Raw genomic sequence first — 15,687 nt, forward strand, 5'->3', positions numbered from 1 at the left:
CGATTCGTCGCTCCGCAAGTACCCACACGCATTGCTTGATCGAATTTTTAAACAACTCAGTCGGGCGCCAGGCCCTGACTGCGGGACGCGTATTCTACACATCCGGGCTGCTGAAGCAAGTGCTTTTTCGCAGCTTTTTTTGGCTTCCCGTGCCGGCCGCTCGGGCCTTTCCGGGATCCCCGACCACCGCTTCCGGTGACCGTCGAAGGGGCGCGCATTATATCGGCCTCTTCCTGTTTGGCAAGCCTTTTTTTGAAGGCTTTTTCAGCGCCGGAAACCCATACCCGAAGGCGTCTTTTCCCGACCCTGAAGGACCGCCTGGCCCTTCCGAAGTGGCGCGCATTATAGCGACCTCTCCGTGTCTGGCAAGCTCTTTTTTGAAGAAATTTTCTTAGGAAAATCAATCACTTGGAGCTGCCTCCCCGCCACTTCTCAAGCAGCGAGGGCGCGAACTATACGGGCTCGCCCGGGGGCCTTGCAAGCGCTTTTGTGACAAAACTGTAAAAAAATTACTTCACCCCAAAAAACGCTTAGAAAGCGATCAGCCGGCAAGGGTAAACAGGTGGTATTTCTTCTTGCCCAGGCGAACGATAAAGAAGCGACCACATAGCGCATTGTCGCGACTGAATACGCCCGCGGGATCACTGTTGCGGTCAATCCCCACCGCCTGCCCGTTCACCAGTACGGCATTGCGGCCCAGCGCATCCTTCACCGGCTTGCCGGACGGGGCCATACCAGCCTCCACCAGGACGTGGATCAGGCTCTGGTCGCCAAAGTCTGCCGGCAGGTCGGAGCTGGGAAGGCCATCCTGGCGGAGCTGCTCCAGGTCACTCTCGGACAAGCCGGCACTATCCCCAGAGAACAGCGCACCGGAGATACGCTCGGCCGCGGCCAACCCTTCTTCACCATGCACTTCCCGGGTAACCTCTCGCGCCAGGATAGCCTGCGCTTCCGGCTTGCCGGCACGCTCCGCGTCGGCGCGCTCGATCGCATCGATCTCCTCAACGTCCAGGAAAGTGAAGTAACGGAGGAACTTGTAGGCGTCCGCATCCGCTGTATTCAGCCAGAACTGGTAGAAGGCATAGGGGGAGGTACGCGCCGGATCCAGCCAGATGGTGCCACTCTCGGTCTTGCCGAACTTGGTTCCATCCGCCTTGGTCACCAGGGGCATTGTCATACCGAACACCTTGCCGCGGTGCTGGCGTCGGGTCAGGTCCACGCCGCCGGTAATGTTGCCCCACTGGTCCGAGCCGCCGATCTGCAGGCTGCAGCTGTGTCGGTGATACAGCTCGGAGAAGTCCATGGACTGCAGCAACATGTAGGAAAACTCGGTGAAAGAGATACCCTCCCCCTCACGCTGGATCCGCTGCTTGACGGATTCCTTGTTGACCATGTTGTTGACGGAGAAGTGCTTACCCACATCCCGCAGGAAGTCCAGCACACTGAGGTCCCTGGTCCAGTCCAGGTTGTTGACCACCATGGCGCTGTTATCGCCGCAATCAAAGTCGATGAACTGGGACACCTGCGCGCGAATCTTCTCGACCCAGCCGGAAACCACATCCGGGGTATTCAGGTTGCGCTCTTGCGCCTTGAAGGAAGGATCACCAATCAGGCCGGTTGCTCCGCCAACCAGCGCAATCGGCTTGTGTCCTGCCGCCTGAAACCTCTTCAAAGTCAGCAGGGGTACTAGACTGCCTATATGAAGGGAATCAGCGGTGGGATCGAAGCCGCAATAGAGGGTGCGGGACTGCGCCAGATGCTCGGTGAGCTCCCCATCCCCGGTGGCCTGATTGATCAGTCCCCGGCGGTCCAAGTCTTTCAGCAGTGTCGTATCGACCCCGGCCATTGTTTCCCCTCGTGAATTAACTGACGGTTGCGCCGCCCGCCGGCGGCAAAACGGGCAGCAACATTACCCGATATCGGACGAAATACAAGCGTCTCCCGGGAGCGCCCACCACTGCAGATTGTCAACGCAGAGGAACTCAGTCATGGACAGACAGGTCAATTACCCCGTGAATCACGGTAAGATTTTTGATATAAAGGGTGTTTGGTGTTCGTTTTTTAGACACCGCAAAGCACGCAAGACAAGTACAAACAGCGCCTCCTGTTAAGACCATGCAGAATCATCGCACTACCAAGCCGCGCCTGCTGGGCGCACTGCGCCAGCACTTCCCGCGCACCCATGCCCTCGCGGCAGGTGCCGCAAGCTGCGCGCTGGCACTCGCCATGTTCGTCTCCACCCCAGAGGTAGAGGCGAAGCGCCATTCATTGCCTGTGACCCTGTCCGCAGTTGAGGAAGCTGCTCCCGCCGTGGTCATGGCCGCTGCCGACGCCGCACCCGAGGCCTCTCCAGCAACCCCCGCCCCCACCAGCAGCAAACGGGTGAAGGTTCGTAACGGCGACACCCTCTCCAACCTGTTTGACCGTGCCGGCGTGGATATCCGCCATATGTACGAGCTACTGGAGAGCGGCAAGGAAGCCAAGGGCCTTGCGCGACTGAGCCCCGGTGAGGAACTCACCTTCCATATCGCTGGTGACGGCTCACTCGACAGCCTGGAGGTGCACCGGGATCGCCTCAGCCGCCTGGAATTCAAGCGCGGTGACAGCGGCGACTTCAGCTATGCCCTGCACCAGCGGGAGGCCGACAGTTACCCGGCCTACCGCCAGGCAGAGATCGAGAGCTCCCTGTTTGTTGCCGGTAACAACGCGGGCCTGAGCAATAACCTCATCATGGAAATGGCGCAGGTCTTCAGCTCCGATATCGACTTTGCCCTCGACATCAGGAAAGGAGACCACTTCAGCGTACTCTTTGAGGAAGAATTCCTCGACGGCGAGAAGATCGACAATGGCCCTATCCAGGCGGTGACATTCGTCAACCAGGGGAAAACCTTCAGTGCGGTGCGCTACGTCGACCAGAACGGTGATGCCAACTACTACACCCCTGATGGCAAAAGCATGCGCAAGGCATTTATCCGCACCCCGGTGGACTTTGCCCGCATCAGCTCACACTTCAACCCGAGCCGCCTGCACCCGATCCATAAAACCCGCCGGCCACACAACGGAACCGATTACGCCGCACCGCGCGGCACCCCGGTATATGCTGCTGGCAGCGGGCGCGTAATCAAGGCCGGCTATAGCAGGCCCAATGGCAATTATGTGTTTATCAAGCACGGCGAGCGCTACATCACCCGCTACCTGCACCTGAACAAGCGCAAGGTGAAGGTGGGCGACCGGGTCAAGCAGCGCCAGGTGATCGGCACCGTCGGCGCCACCGGGTATGCAACCGGCCCCCACCTGCACTACGAGTTCCTGGTAGACGGCCATCACCGCAACCCTGCCACCATCGTGCGCAAGCTGCCCAAGGCCAAGTCCATCCCGGATTCCGAGATGGCGCGCTTCCGCGCCCAGACCCAGCCCCTGCTGGCAAAACTGGAAAATTACGAGCAACCGGCGCTGGCACAACGCGGCGAAGAACAAAACCAACAAAACGTCAACTGACCCTATGGGCGAGCTTTATGTCGGCCTGATGTCCGGCACCAGCGTCGATTGTGTCGACGCGGTGCTGGTCGAGTTCTCTGAGGAAACGTCGTCCAGGGCCGATATTATCGCCACGCTGGGCCACCCGATCCCCCCTGCATTGCGCGATGCCGTGCTGGCCCTCTGCGCCCCCGGCCCCTCGGAACTGGACCGGGCCGGCCAGCTGGACTGCCAGCTGGGCCAGCTGTTTGCCGAGGCAACCCTGGCCCTGCTGGATAATGCCGGGGTCAAACCGGCCGGAGTCACCGCTATCGGCAGCCACGGCCAGACCGTGCGCCACCGGCCGCCCGGCACTGTCGCCCACCCTTTTACCATGCAAATCGGCGACCCCAACACCATCGCCACCCGCACCGGTATTACCACGGTGGCAGACTTCCGCCGGCGCGATATGGCCCTCGGTGGCCAGGGCGCCCCACTGATGCCAGCCTTTCACAAGGCGGCCTTCGCGGCCGACCGCGATCGTGCGGTGGTGAACATCGGCGGCATGGCAAATATCACTGAATTACGCGCCGACGGCAGCGTGCGCGGCTACGATACCGGTCCCGGCAATGCCCTGCTGGACTACTGGATTGGCCTGCACCGCAGCCAGCCATTTGACCGCGACGGCGCCTGGGCCGCCAGCGGTCGCGTCAGCCCGGAATTGCTCAACCGCCTGATGGCCGACCCCTATTTCACCGCCCCAGCCCCCAAAAGCACCGGGCGCGAGGCATTCAATCCCACCTGGCTGGAGCGGGCTGGCGAGGGCCTAGAGCTGGCCCCGGCGGACGTTCAGGCGACCCTGGCCGAGGTCACTGCCGCCAGTATCGCGGACGCCGTGCACGCCTTTGCCAACGGCGGTGAGCTGCTGATCTGTGGTGGGGGCGCACGCAATGCGGACCTGATGCAGCGCCTGCACCGGCGCCTGCCCACCTGGTCGATCGCCAGCACCGGCAGTTATGGTATCGACGCCGACTGGCTGGAGGCTGTCGGCTTCGCGTGGCTGGCGCGCCAGACCATGCACGGGCTCCCGGGCAACTGTCCCGGTGTAACCGGCGCGGTTCGCGAAACGGTGCTCGGAGGTATCTACCCCGCCTGAGTGGATGGCGAGCGGCCAGGCGGGAGCAGGGAAGGCAGGAAGATAAGGGACAGCCGAGCTACGGGAACAGGACAGGACCCGGCCCGGGTTCATCCCGGGCGATCAGATGGAGAATGATGACCCGCAGCCGCAGGTGGAGGAAGCGTTGGGGTTTTGCACCACAAAGCGCGAGCCGGACAGGCCCTCTTCGTAGTCCACTGTTGCCCCAACCAGGTACGGATAGCTCATCGGGTCTACCACGACCTCGATGCCATCTTTCTCGACCAGCGCATCGTCGTCAGCCACCAGCTCATCGAAAGTGAACCCGTACTGGAAGCCGGAACAGCCGCCGCCGGTGACGAACACCCGCAGTTTCAGCTCCGGATTGCCCTCCTCTTCAAGCAGGCTCTTGACCTTGGCCACAGCCTTCTCGGTAACGATCACCGGCTCGGGAGAAAAGGAAACAGCTTCTGACATAAGTCTCTCTCGGCAGAATATGGGCCAGCCCACCCATTGTACTGAGCTGGGCCCGGGGGCCGCCATAGTGCTAAAACCGACGAAATCAGTCAAGTATTCGGCCGCATACACCGGCCGGCCGACAGAGGCCGACCAGCCGGTCAAAGAGAGCCGGGATTACTCGGAGTCGACCGAGATCTCCTCGGAATACTCGAGCATGCGCGGCTCACCGGCGTTGTCCATCTCAACGTTGGAAACCAGGGAGCCATTGACCTGTGCGCCCTTGACCATCTCGATCAGCTTGTAGTGCACGTTGCCCTCAACCATTGCCTTGGCGGAGAGCTCCAAGTGGCGAACGGCATACACATCGCCCTTGACGTTGCCATTGATGACCACGTGCGGCACGCGAATCTCACCTTCCACCTTGCCGCCATCGACAATCTGCAGGCGCGCGTCACTGTCGCTGTGTGCGCTGACATTCCCGTGAACGGTGCCCTCAACCACCAGGTTACCGCGGAAATGCAGGTCGCCACTCACTTCGGTCTGGCGGGCGATCAGGGTCGTGTGGTTACTTCCAGAGCTAGCCATAGTCGTCGTCTTCTCTTTCTCTTGCTTTCTAAACATAATCCAGTCAAAACCTCGTGCAATCAGCGCCTGGCATCAGCTCTTCTGAACCAGCCAGCCATAACGCTGCTCGATATTGAACCCCTTACGCGCGCTGGACTTGAGCAACAGCTCAACGCCCTCTGGCTCGAAGCCATGAGGCAACTGTAGCTCGCCCTCAATATTCTGGAAATATTTGAAGCGCAGGGCGATCTTTTCGCTGTCCACCTGCTGCGACAGGGCGCTGAGCGGATAGCGTTTTGGCTGTCCATCCTGACTGCCCACCACGGTGAAGGTCGCGTGCCCCGTCACCACGCTGTGTCGCGTGGCCGACTGCTGCACCAACAGTTTGAACTGGTAGCGCCGCTCATCGGCCATTTGCGAAAGACTGAAACGGCCGATGGAAACACCATCGCCGTCATCATCCGGCGCCATCAGGCCCCGGTAAAAGGAAATTTCCTGCTTGAGTTCGGCGATCCGGTTTTCCTTCTCCACCAGCTCGGCCCGCACTTTCTCGTCCGCCTGCTCACCGATCGCCAGTGACTGCTCGGCCGTGGCCACCCGCAGCCGCAGGGCTTCATTTTCCCTGCGCAGGGAATCGAGCCTGTCCAGGGACTCCTCGTGGGCCATGGTCTTGCGATCCAGCCCCTTACGCAGGTGGTGCTGGCCGGCGAAGTAAGCGGCCGCCGAGGTGACCAGTACCAGCAGCGTCACCCCCAGCAACGTCAGGGCGCCGGAGTAGGGCCGGTGCGGCACTACCTTCATGCGGTACTGTTTACTGCCTTTTACTTTATGTGCCATGACACCCGTGTGTTCTTATCTCGTTATGACTTACTTGTGAGCCTGTTGAATCTGACGATTCTAAGGCAGCAGCGCCGGGCTCTCCAGTCCGAGCTTCTCATTCAGGCCAAACATGATGTTCATATTCTGGATGGCCTGGGCCGAGGCGCCCTTGGCGAGATTGTCGATCACCGACATCACCACCACCGTGTCCCGGTCATCCGGCCGCGCCAGGGCAATACGGCACATGTTGCTCCCCCTGACGCTGCGGGTCTGCGGGTGACTGCCTGGTGGCAGCACGTCCACAAATGGTTCAGCGGCATACCGCTGTTCGTACAGTTCCTGCAGCTCAGCCAGACCGCTATCCCCGTTCAGCCGCGCGAACAGGGTCGCATGGATACCGCGCACCATCGGCAGCAGGTGTGGCACAAAGGTCACCCGCGGCTCGGCACTGCCTGCGGCCTGCACCCGGCGCAGTCCCTGCTCGATCTCCGGCAGGTGGCGATGGCCGCCTGACGCATATGCGCGGAAGCTGTCACTGTTCTCGGCCAGCAGCAACTCGGTCTTGCCCTGCCGCCCGGCGCCGGTGGCGCCGCTCGCGGCACTCGCCACCAGGTGCCCCGGCTCCACCAGGTTGCGCTCCAGCAGCGGGATCCAGCCGAGCTGGATCGCTGTCGGGTAGCAGCCCGGGCAGGCCACCAGCCGTGCCCCCGCAATCTGCTCGCGGTTGACCTCGGGCAGGCCGTACACGGCTTCCGCCGCCAGCTCCGGCGCGGCATGCGACTGGTTATACCAGCGCTCCCAGGTGGCGATATCGCGCAGGCGGAAATCCGCCGACAGGTCGATGACCCTTACCCCGCGTGCCACCAGTTCCGGCACCTGGGCCTGCGCCACCCCGTGGGGAGTGGCAAAAAAGACCACATCGCACGTGGCCAACTGGGCCAGGTCCGGTTCACAGAAAGCCAGGTCACAGTGACCCCGGAGGCTGGGAAAAAGTTCCGCCACTGGCTGCCCTGCCAGGGCGCGGGAGGTGATCGCAGCCAGGCTTACCTGCGGGTGCAATACCAGCAGTCGCAGCAGCTCCACCCCCGTGTATCCGGTCCCGCCGACGATTGCTACTTTGATCACTGTCTGACTCCTCGCTGCTGTATCCGTACCGGGCTCACCCATACACCGCCGGCGCGGCCTGTATAATGGAGGCTGCACTCTACCACAAGCCACCATCGGGAAAGGACGCACGGTGCTCAGGAAAGCGCGCCCCACGGGTAAAAAAAAGCAGCCGAAATGGCCCCTGCGCGAACGGGGACTGGAAAAGTGGCGCCTGCAGCTGTCATCCCAGGAGGCGCTGGCACCGCTGCTGGCCATGGCCCTGCTGACCGGCATCCTCGCGGGAGCGGTGACGGTGGCCTTTCGCCTGCTGAGCGAAATACCGGCGGAGCTGTTCCTGTCCATCCCCGAGCGCTATGAAAGCCTGCCCACCTATTGGCGCTTCGCCCTGCCCGTTGGCGGAGCGCTGGTACTGGGGGCCATCTACCAGCTGTTGAGCCCCGGCTGGCGGCTGGTGGGTGTGGTCCATGTGCTCGACCGCCTGCACAACCACCAGGCCAATATGCCAGTGGCCAACGCGTTACTGCAGTTTTTCGCCGGTGCAATCGCGCTGGTCAGCGGCCAGTCCGTGGGTCGCGAGGGCCCCGCAGTACACCTCGGCGCCGCCAGTGGCAGCTGGCTCGGGCGCAGGCTTAAACTCCCCAACAATTCGGTGCGCAGCCTGCTCGGCTGCGGTGTGGCAGCGGCGATCGCGGCTTCCTTCAACACCCCGCTGGCGGGGGTGGTGTTTGCCATGGAAGTGGTGATGCTCGAGTACTCGGTGGTGGGTTTCCTGCCGGTCATCCTCGCTGCAGCGACCGGAAGCGCCATCACCCAACTGGCCTTCGGCAACCAGCCGGCTTTCAACGTACCCGCGATCCAGCTCAGCTCGCTGGCCGAGCTGCCGGTGCTGCTGCTCTGTGCCGTAGTCATCGGCACCCTCGCCGCACTCTTCATTCGCGCCCAGAGATACCTGGCCCCCATGCAGCGCCGCGCACCGATCCTGCGTTTCCTGGCGGTCGGGCTGGTGACCGGCACCCTGGGCATCTGGGTGCCGGAGATCCTCGGCGCGGGGTATGACACCCTCGAACTGGCAATGCTGGGCGAACTTGCCCTGGGGGCCCTGCTGGTGATCGTGGCGGCGAAAATGGTGGCGACGGCGCTGGCCTCCGGCCTGGGCATTCCCGGGGGCGTGATCGGCCCCAGCCTGTTCCTCGGCGCCTGCATGGGCGGCATAGCCGGCAGCCTGGCCAACCTGTGGCTGGGCGAGTACACCGCCAGCCCGGGCTTCTACGCCATGGTGGGCATGGCCGCGATGATGGCCGCCTTGCTGGATGCACCACTGGCGGCGCTGCTGGCAATCCTGGAACTCACCTACAACCCCAACGTGCTCTTCCCGGGCATGATGATGATCGTGGTGGCCTGCCTGGTGAGCCGCTACTTTTTTGCAGCCCAGGGTATCTTCCAGGAGACCCTGCGAGCCATGGACAAGAGCGGCACCCCCACCTGGCGAGCACAGATGCTGAACCGCGTGGGGGTCGCCAGCGTGATGGAACGGCGCTTTGTGGTGTCACCACAGAAAGTGGGGCGGAGCCAGGCCGAGCGGCTGATTCAGCGCCACCCGCTGTGGGTGCTGGTAGAGTTGCCGGACGAACCCGCGCACCAGTTGTTGCGGGCAGCCGACCTCGCCAGCTTCCTGCAACGGGTGGAGGAAAAGAAAGGTGCCCCGGAGGGCAGCCAGGCGGTGGAGGGGGAGGAGCCCCCGGTGGACCTGCTCAAGCTGCCCGGCGAGCGCTTTGCGGCGGCCGGGCTCAACTGGCGCAGCACACTGCTGGAGGCCCACCAGAAACTGGAAAGCAGCAAGGCCGACGCCCTGTATATCTCCCGCGGTTATTCGGGCATGCTGGACAATGACGCCGCGGGCATTATCCTGCCGGCAGACATCGACAACTTTTATCGCAAGTGACCCCTGCTGCCCCGCGGGCCGGCATGGTCGCGAGGACGAAAACAACAAGGAATACGCAATGCTCTGGGTCAAAGCCTTCCATATTGTGGCCATGGTCTGCTGGTTCGCCGTACTGTTCTACCTGCCGCGGCTGTTCGTCTACCACCGGGATGCCACCGACGCCACCAGCCGCGACCGTTTCTGCATCATGGAGCGGCGCCTGTACCGCGGCATCGGACTGCCGTCGATGCTTGCCACCATCCTGCTGGGCGGCTGGCTGATCACCTTCAACCTCGACTACTACAAGAGCGCCGGCTGGCTGCACGCCAAGCTGCTGCTGGTGGTATTGCTGATCGGCTATCACCATATGTGCGGCGCCTATGTGAAGCAGTTCGCCGCCGGTACCGTCACCAAATCCGGGCGTTATTTCCGCATTTTCAACGAAGTACCAGTGCTGGCACTGGTGGCGATCGTGATTCTTGCGGTGGTGCGGCCGTTTTAGGCACCGGATCATTCCGGCCCACCGCCATATAACAACTAGAATTAGGGCATCTCTGGTCGCGCCCAATACCCCGGATATCGCCCCGACAGGAAATGGATACACGCCAACCCATCATTCTTACCGTCACCCACCACGACCCCAGTGGCAGTGCCGGCATCACCGCGGACACCGAGACCGCGGTGAGCCTGGGATGCCACTGCACTTCCGTGGTGTCCGCTATCAGTGTCTGTGACACCGGCGAACTCCAGGGCGTGGCGCCGGTGGAGGACACGCTGCTGGTGGAGCAGGCCCGGGCGGTGCTGGAAGACCTGCCGGTGGCCGCGATCAAGGTCGGTTACCTCGGCTCAGTGGAAAACGTACGCGCACTCCACAGCGTGCTTGCCGACTACCCCCACATTCCCATCGTGATCGACCCGGACGCCACCCTGGCCGACAAGGAGAGCCTGCTGGCTCCCCCGCTGTGGGAAGCGATGACCTCCCTGCTGTTACCGTTTGCCACCATGGTCTGCCCCAACCGCCGCGAGGCCCGTGCCATGGCCCTGGAGGCTGACGTACTCGATGCCCAGGCACAGGAGCTACTGGAAAGCGGCTGCCGCTACCTGCTGCTCACCGGGGTCCCGGCCGCCGACCAGCAGCTGGAAAACCGGCTTTACGACGAACGCGGCCTGATGCGACAGTTCCTCTGGCGGCGCCTCCCGCCCGCCGCTTACGGCACCTGCGGTACCCTCGCCACCGCCATCGCCTGCCATATTGCGCACGGCCTCACAGTGATCGAGGCAGTGAGTCGCAGCCAGCAGTTCACCTGGAGCGCGATCGCCGACAGCCGCCGGCTGGGGATGGGCCGGCCGGTCCCGAACCGCCTGTTCTGGACCAAGCGCTGAAGCAACCACATAAAGCTTTTGCCCGCCGGCATGCTCCCCATGGCAAGCCCTGTGCAGTGGCTGTCGCCAGTGCGCCGCGCATTTGCTCCCGCCGTCGGCCATCCGGATAATACCCGCCAAATTTCCAGCCAATCAGCAAGGCCGCAGATCGCTATGAGTAAATCCGAGCAACTTTTTGCCGAAGCCCAGAAAGTCATTCCCGGCGGGGTCAATTCGCCGGTGCGCGCCTTCCGCGCGGTCGGGGGCACGCCGCTGTTTATCGAGCGCGCCGAGGGTGCCTACCTGTTTGACGCCGACGGCAAGCGCTATATCGATTACGTGCAGTCGTGGGGCCCCATGGTGCTGGGGCACGCGCAGCCCGAGGTGATCGAGGCGGTGGTGGAACAGGCACAGTCCGGCCTCAGTTTCGGGGCGCCCACCGAGCTGGAAACCGAACTGGCCGAAGAACTGTGCCGGCTATGGCCCAACATGGATCTGGTGCGTTTTGTAAATTCCGGTACCGAAGCCACCATGAGCGCCATCCGGCTGGCGCGCGGCTATACCGGCCGCGACAAAATCGTCAAATTCGAGGGCTGCTACCACGGCCATTCCGATTCCCTGCTGGTGAAGGCCGGTTCCGGCGCCCTGACCATGGGCGTGCCCTCCTCTCCCGGTGTGCCGGCGTCACTGGCCGACCACACCATCACCCTGAACTATAACGACCCGGAGTCGGTCAGGCAGTGCTTTGCCGAGATTGGCGACGAGATTGCCTGCATCATCGTCGAGCCGGTGGCCGGCAACATGAACTGCGTCCCCCCGGTTCCGGGCTTCCTCGAGACGCTGCGGGAGGTTTGTGACCAGCACGGCGCACTGCTGATCCTGGACGAGGTGATGACCGGCTTCCGGGTGAGCCTCACCGGCGCCCAGGGCCACTTTGGCATCGAGGCGGATATCACCACCCTGGGCAAGGTGATCGGCGGCGGCATGCCGGTGGGCGCGTTCGGCGGCAAGCGGGAGATCATGGAGAAGATCGCGCCGCTGGGGCCGATCTACCAGGCCGGCACACTGTCCGGCAACCCGGTAGGCATGGTGGCGGGCCTGGAGACCCTGCGCCTGGTGCAGGCGCCCGGGCTCTACCAGCAACTCAACGACCGGACCGAGAAGCTGGTCAACGGCGTGCTTGAGGCTGCGAAAGAGGTGGGCATTCCCATGACCGCCAACCGTGCCGGCAGTATGTTCGGTTTCTTCTTTACCGAGGAGCCACAGGTAACCAATTACCAACAGGTCATGGCGTGCAACAACGAGCAATTCAACCGGTTCTTCCATGGCATGCTGGACGAGGGAGTTTACCTTGCCCCGGCGTCCTACGAGGCCGGCTTCATGTCCGCCGCCCACAGCGAGGAAGACATCGAGCAGACAGTGGCGGCCGCCCGCCGTGTGCTGGCATCCATCGCCGGTAGCTGACAACAGCCCCGGCCTGGCGGAATCCCCCGTCAGGCCGCCAGGGCTGCCAGCACCAGCAGGCCGATACAACAGGCGAGGCCCGCGAACCACACCAGGGAGCGGGCCCCGTGCCAGTCGCACAGGTAGCAGGCGCCATAAATTACGCGGATGCCGATAAACGCCAGCGACAGGCCCGCCAGCCAGGATTCAGCAACACCCGCCACCATCGCCGCCAGTACCGCCGCGGCAAATACCGGCAGCGCCTCAAAACTGTTGCGCTGTGCCCAGTCCGCCCGCTGGGACAACCCCTCCTGGGCCTCCAGGTACTGGCGCGGGGCACGGTTATCGTAGCGTCCCCGCCCGCTGACCTTGGCGATTACGGTGAACACGTAGGGCATAATTGAGGTTGCCAGCAGGCACCACAGGGCAACGGACATCGATTGTTCTCCTTTTGTTATCATTGCCGCCCGGACAACCCGGTGCGAGTCGCAGCGGGACTGTCCAGCCCGGCAGGCCGGGATACATTTTCTCAATTCTATTCAATTCGTTTCCTCACAAGGTCCAGCCCCATGAGTATCAGCCTTGAGCGCGGCCCCTTCCCCAACACCCGCATGCGCCGCCTGCGCGCACAGGATTTTGCCCGGCGACTGGTGCGCGAGCGGCAACTCTCCTGCGACGACCTGATCCTGCCCCTGTTTGTCATCGAGGGGCACGGCGAAACCCAGCAGGTTGCCTCCATGCCCGGTGTTGAGCGCCTCAGCGTAGACCTGCTCGCGGCCCGGGCGAAAACCCTGGTCGACCTGGGCATCCCCGCGGTGGCCCTGTTTCCGGTGGTCGATCCCTCGGCAAAATCAGACGACGCGCGCGCGGCCTACGACCCGGATGGCCTGGCCCAGCGCGCCGTGCGGGAGCTAAAAAACAGTGCCCCCGAACTTGGCGTGATCACCGATGTGGCCCTGGATCCCTTTACCAGCCACGGCCAGGATGGCCTGATGGACAACAGCGGCTATATCGTCAACGACGATACTGTCGAGGTACTGGTCGAGCAGGCACTGTCCCATGCCGAGGCCGGCGCAGACGTGGTGGCCCCGTCCGACATGATGGATGGCCGTATCGGCGCCATCCGGGCTGCCCTGGAGCACGATGGGCGGGTCAACACGCTCATCATGTCATACGCAGCAAAGTACGCTTCGGCTTACTATGGCCCCTTCCGGGATGCCGTGGGATCGGCCGGCAACCTGAAGGGGGGCAGCAAGGCCAGCTACCAGATGGATCCGGCCAATGGCAACGAGGCCCTGCACGAGTGCGCACTGGATATTCGCGAGGGCGCCGACATGATCATGGTGAAACCGGGCATGCCCTACCTGGATGTGGTTAGCCGGGTGAAGGAAGAGCTGCGAGTGCCCACATTCGCCTACCAGGTGAGCGGGGAGTACGCCATGCACTGCGCCGCTTTTGACAATGGCTGGCTGGCCCGGGAAGCGGTGATTCTGGAGTCACTGCTGGCATTCAAGCGCGCCGGGGCAGACGGTATCCTGACCTACTTTGCCGAGGAAGCGGCAAAGTTACTCAATCGATAACCCCGTTGCGGCCAGTTGGCCACCAGGGCAGCTGCAATGCATTCCGACCCTGATCCCAGCCGCCGGGACTGGCGGCTGGGAGGACGGGATCATTTAACGGAAGGTCCCCCGGACCGGGTAATCATTCTTCGGGTCCCTGATCCACTCGAGCCCGGAAACCAATTGTTCTATATCCGGCCGTGCGAATGGATTATTGGAAATATCCACCACGTGCAGGTTACCGTCCTGATTAACCACAAAAATACCCGGTTCGGCAAAGTTATGGTCCGTTTCCGCGGCAGAACGGGGTACTGAAATATAGACGCCGAGCGCTTGCATCTGCTCAACCGTAAGCCCGTAAGCAACAGGGAAAGAAACTTCCAGCTTTTCCATATGCGCTTGCAGCTGCTCGCGTGAGTCCGCTGACACCGCCATCAGCCCGACCTTGTTGGCACAGAGCCTGTCCCAGTAATTCTCCAACTGGTTCAGGTAGCGGGTGCATAGCGGGCAGTGCTGCCCGCGGTAGACAACCACCATGGTCCAGTCGGCCTCCTCACATGCATGGCCTAACTGGACGGCCTTGCCATCCAGCGTGGTTACCAGCACTTCCGGGAAGGGCTCTCCGGCTGCCGGCCTGCTTTGTCGGCTCATGGGGAATTCCTCGACTTGCTATTCAATTCCGTTCAATCAGTCAGGCTGCACCGCTCTCCCGGGTGGCGCTCCCCAGGTTGAGCTGTTTGCGCAGGTGCTCACGAAAGCGCAGCTTGTCGCTTTCTGTCTCCGGGTTTTTCATCACGTCATAGCAGACAAATGTCTCCAGCGGGGACATGTTGAAAAAGCGAAAATTCATGTGGGTGGGCATGAACAGGTCGTCGACATCCCGCCCCTTGAACAGGAATTGGTTGCCGTCACCGAATGCCTCCGCCGGTGCGTTGAACGTCAGTGAGAGCATATAGCGCTTGTCGCCCAGCACACCGCCAGTGCCATACTGCCTTTCCGGCTGGTCCCGGTGACGGCCATCGCCGTCGCAAAGTCGCCCGGACATACCCGCGGTATAAACCTCATCCATGTATTTCTTGAATGACCAGGGCACCCCCATCCAGTTGACCGGGACCTGTAACAGGATAACGTCCGCCCACTCATGCTTTTCCAGCTCCGCCTCCACGTCATAGGCATCCTGCATGGTGGTGACCTTGACCGCATGGCCGGCGGCCTCTGCCTCTTCCCTGGCGATCGCAACCATGGCAGCACTCAGCTTGCCTTCAGAAAACGGGTAGTACTGGTGGGTATTGATGATAAAGAGATTCACTCGCGGCTCCGCAAATACTGTGGATGGATAAGTCCGCGGAATACTGTTACCTTAGGTTACTACTGTCAACCAGTATACTTTTTGTAACCTTGCGGACATCAGAGCTCAACCGCGCAAGCACGCACAAGCAGTCGCCAGCTAGCGGGAGTCCAGCGGCCAGGCCCGAGAGGAAATGTGACCAATGAGTGAAACCAAGCAAAGATCTCCGGCAAATGCCGGAAACAGTGATACCTGCATGGAGCCCTGCCCGATTGAGAGGGGCATGCGCATCATCGGCGGCAAATGGAAAGGCTCGATTCTGTGGCACCTGCAGGATGGCCCCGTGCGCTTCAATGAACTGGCGCGCCAGCTGGGAGGCGCCAGCAAGAAAATGGTGGACCAGCGACTGAAAGAAATGGAGCAACAGGGACTGGTCAGTCGCGAGGTGCTGAGCACACGTCCCATTGCGGTGGCCTATACGATCACCGAATTCGGTCGCTCATCACTGTCGGTGCTGGATCAATTAAAGGAGTGGGCCGAAGCCCACGATATCTGAGCCCCCTTTAACGGGGTG

The 15,687-nt window shown here is 62.3% G+C and carries 17 protein-coding genes; 9 read left to right on the plus strand and 8 right to left on the minus strand.

From position 1 onward, the window contains the following. Nucleotides 1–395: hypothetical protein (locus ACH6CX_RS10735; RefSeq protein ID WP_396675392.1), on the plus strand; the 395-nt coding region annotated here is incomplete at its 5' end. Nucleotides 396–541: 146 nt separating this feature from the next. Here the strand turns inward: ACH6CX_RS10735 and tyrS are convergent. Further along, on the minus strand, nucleotides 542–1,846 hold the full coding sequence (tyrS, locus tag ACH6CX_RS10740) for a tyrosine--tRNA ligase (protein ID WP_232940863.1): 1,305 nt from the start codon (nucleotides 1,844–1,846) through the stop codon (nucleotides 542–544). A gap of 269 nt (nucleotides 1,847–2,115) precedes the next feature. Between tyrS and ACH6CX_RS10745 the strand changes: the two genes are divergently transcribed. After that, nucleotides 2,116–3,498, plus strand: coding sequence for a peptidoglycan DD-metalloendopeptidase family protein (locus tag ACH6CX_RS10745; RefSeq protein WP_232940862.1), 1,383 nt, complete (start codon nucleotides 2,116–2,118; stop codon nucleotides 3,496–3,498). Nucleotides 3,499–3,502: 4 nt separating this feature from the next. Continuing rightward, nucleotides 3,503–4,612: an anhydro-N-acetylmuramic acid kinase gene (locus ACH6CX_RS10750; RefSeq protein ID WP_232940861.1), complete on the plus strand. Its 1,110-nt coding sequence runs from the start codon at nucleotides 3,503–3,505 to the stop codon at nucleotides 4,610–4,612. 102 nt (nucleotides 4,613–4,714) lie between these two features. Here the strand turns inward: ACH6CX_RS10750 and erpA are convergent, their stop codons facing one another. The 4 genes from erpA to argC form a co-directional block, all read right to left on the minus strand. Further along, complete coding sequence (gene erpA, locus ACH6CX_RS10755; RefSeq protein ID WP_232940860.1) at nucleotides 4,715–5,068, minus strand: iron-sulfur cluster insertion protein ErpA; 354 nt, start codon at nucleotides 5,066–5,068, stop codon at nucleotides 4,715–4,717. Between the two features lie 156 nt (nucleotides 5,069–5,224). Further along, nucleotides 5,225–5,635, minus strand: a complete 411-nt coding sequence (locus ACH6CX_RS10760; RefSeq protein ID WP_232940859.1) for a polymer-forming cytoskeletal protein — start codon at nucleotides 5,633–5,635, stop codon at nucleotides 5,225–5,227. A 72-nt stretch (nucleotides 5,636–5,707) separates the two neighbouring features. Beyond that, on the minus strand, nucleotides 5,708–6,451 hold the full coding sequence (locus ACH6CX_RS10765; RefSeq protein WP_232940858.1) for a DUF6776 family protein: 744 nt from the start codon (nucleotides 6,449–6,451) through the stop codon (nucleotides 5,708–5,710). A 60-nt stretch (nucleotides 6,452–6,511) separates the two neighbouring features. Beyond that, the gene (argC, locus tag ACH6CX_RS10770; protein WP_232940857.1) at nucleotides 6,512–7,558 is read right to left on the minus strand and encodes an N-acetyl-gamma-glutamyl-phosphate reductase; all 1,047 of its coding nucleotides are present in this window, start codon (nucleotides 7,556–7,558) and stop codon (nucleotides 6,512–6,514) included. Between the two features lie 112 nt (nucleotides 7,559–7,670). On the opposite strand from argC, the gene ACH6CX_RS10775 reads away from it, so the two are divergent. The 4 genes from ACH6CX_RS10775 to hemL all read left to right on the plus strand — a co-directional run bounded on the left by ACH6CX_RS10775 (nucleotide 7,671) and on the right by hemL (nucleotide 12,287). Further along, nucleotides 7,671–9,482: a chloride channel protein gene (locus ACH6CX_RS10775; protein WP_232940856.1), complete on the plus strand. Its 1,812-nt coding sequence runs from the start codon at nucleotides 7,671–7,673 to the stop codon at nucleotides 9,480–9,482. A gap of 58 nt (nucleotides 9,483–9,540) precedes the next feature. Further along, nucleotides 9,541–9,963 (plus strand): protoporphyrinogen oxidase HemJ, encoded by a 423-nt coding sequence (gene hemJ / locus ACH6CX_RS10780; RefSeq protein WP_232940855.1) that lies wholly within the window; start codon nucleotides 9,541–9,543, stop codon nucleotides 9,961–9,963. A 92-nt stretch (nucleotides 9,964–10,055) separates the two neighbouring features. After that, entirely contained in the window at nucleotides 10,056–10,844 is a 789-nt protein-coding gene (locus ACH6CX_RS10785; protein ID WP_232940854.1) for a hydroxymethylpyrimidine/phosphomethylpyrimidine kinase, read from the plus strand. Between the two features lie 153 nt (nucleotides 10,845–10,997). Next, a complete protein-coding gene (gene hemL / locus ACH6CX_RS10790) occupies nucleotides 10,998–12,287 on the plus strand; it encodes a glutamate-1-semialdehyde 2,1-aminomutase (protein WP_232940853.1) in 1,290 nt (429 codons plus the stop codon). Nucleotides 12,288–12,316: 29 nt separating this feature from the next. Here the strand turns inward: hemL and ACH6CX_RS10795 are convergent, their stop codons facing one another. After that, nucleotides 12,317–12,703 (minus strand): MAPEG family protein, encoded by a 387-nt coding sequence (locus ACH6CX_RS10795; protein WP_232940852.1) that lies wholly within the window; start codon nucleotides 12,701–12,703, stop codon nucleotides 12,317–12,319. 132 nt (nucleotides 12,704–12,835) lie between these two features. Here ACH6CX_RS10795 and hemB point away from each other — a divergent pair, with 132 nt between their 5' ends. After that, complete coding sequence (gene hemB / locus ACH6CX_RS10800) at nucleotides 12,836–13,846, plus strand: porphobilinogen synthase (protein ID WP_232940851.1); 1,011 nt, start codon at nucleotides 12,836–12,838, stop codon at nucleotides 13,844–13,846. 93 nt (nucleotides 13,847–13,939) lie between these two features. Here hemB and ACH6CX_RS10805 read toward each other — a convergent pair whose 3' ends face one another. Together ACH6CX_RS10805 and ACH6CX_RS10810 are read right to left on the minus strand one after the other, a co-directional pair. Then, nucleotides 13,940–14,476: a redoxin domain-containing protein gene (locus ACH6CX_RS10805; RefSeq protein ID WP_232940850.1), complete on the minus strand. Its 537-nt coding sequence runs from the start codon at nucleotides 14,474–14,476 to the stop codon at nucleotides 13,940–13,942. A gap of 40 nt (nucleotides 14,477–14,516) precedes the next feature. Further along, entirely contained in the window at nucleotides 14,517–15,134 is a 618-nt protein-coding gene (locus tag ACH6CX_RS10810) for an NAD(P)H-dependent oxidoreductase (protein WP_232940849.1), read from the minus strand. A gap of 181 nt (nucleotides 15,135–15,315) precedes the next feature. Here ACH6CX_RS10810 and ACH6CX_RS10815 point away from each other — a divergent pair, with 181 nt between their 5' ends. Then, complete coding sequence (locus ACH6CX_RS10815; RefSeq protein WP_396675393.1) at nucleotides 15,316–15,669, plus strand: winged helix-turn-helix transcriptional regulator; 354 nt, start codon at nucleotides 15,316–15,318, stop codon at nucleotides 15,667–15,669. The last annotated feature ends 18 nt before the right edge of the window (nucleotides 15,670–15,687 follow it).

Source organism: Microbulbifer sp. JSM ZJ756 (genome assembly GCF_044383805.1).
In the GTDB taxonomy this organism is placed as follows: Bacteria; Pseudomonadota; Gammaproteobacteria; order Pseudomonadales; family Cellvibrionaceae; genus Microbulbifer; species Microbulbifer zhoushanensis.

What these genes read in the sequence shown, in the direction of transcription:
- tyrS (WP_232940863.1), bottom strand. Translation starts at nt 1,846, where the DNA reads ATGGCCGGGGTCGATACGACACTGCTGAAAGACTTGGACCGCCGGGGA.
- ACH6CX_RS10745 (WP_232940862.1), top strand. Translation starts at nt 2,116, where the DNA reads ATGCAGAATCATCGCACTACCAAGCCGCGCCTGCTGGGCGCACTGCGC.
- ACH6CX_RS10750 (WP_232940861.1), top strand. Translation starts at nt 3,503, where the DNA reads ATGGGCGAGCTTTATGTCGGCCTGATGTCCGGCACCAGCGTCGATTGT.
- erpA (WP_232940860.1), bottom strand. Translation starts at nt 5,068, where the DNA reads ATGTCAGAAGCTGTTTCCTTTTCTCCCGAGCCGGTGATCGTTACCGAG.
- ACH6CX_RS10760 (WP_232940859.1), bottom strand. Translation starts at nt 5,635, where the DNA reads ATGGCTAGCTCTGGAAGTAACCACACGACCCTGATCGCCCGCCAGACC.
- ACH6CX_RS10765 (WP_232940858.1), bottom strand. Translation starts at nt 6,451, where the DNA reads ATGGCACATAAAGTAAAAGGCAGTAAACAGTACCGCATGAAGGTAGTG.
- hemJ (WP_232940855.1), top strand. Translation starts at nt 9,541, where the DNA reads ATGCTCTGGGTCAAAGCCTTCCATATTGTGGCCATGGTCTGCTGGTTC.
- ACH6CX_RS10785 (WP_232940854.1), top strand. Translation starts at nt 10,056, where the DNA reads ATGGATACACGCCAACCCATCATTCTTACCGTCACCCACCACGACCCC.
- hemL (WP_232940853.1), top strand. Translation starts at nt 10,998, where the DNA reads ATGAGTAAATCCGAGCAACTTTTTGCCGAAGCCCAGAAAGTCATTCCC.
- ACH6CX_RS10795 (WP_232940852.1), bottom strand. Translation starts at nt 12,703, where the DNA reads ATGTCCGTTGCCCTGTGGTGCCTGCTGGCAACCTCAATTATGCCCTAC.
- hemB (WP_232940851.1), top strand. Translation starts at nt 12,836, where the DNA reads ATGAGTATCAGCCTTGAGCGCGGCCCCTTCCCCAACACCCGCATGCGC.
- ACH6CX_RS10805 (WP_232940850.1), bottom strand. Translation starts at nt 14,476, where the DNA reads ATGAGCCGACAAAGCAGGCCGGCAGCCGGAGAGCCCTTCCCGGAAGTG.
- ACH6CX_RS10815 (WP_396675393.1), top strand. Translation starts at nt 15,316, where the DNA reads ATGAGTGAAACCAAGCAAAGATCTCCGGCAAATGCCGGAAACAGTGAT.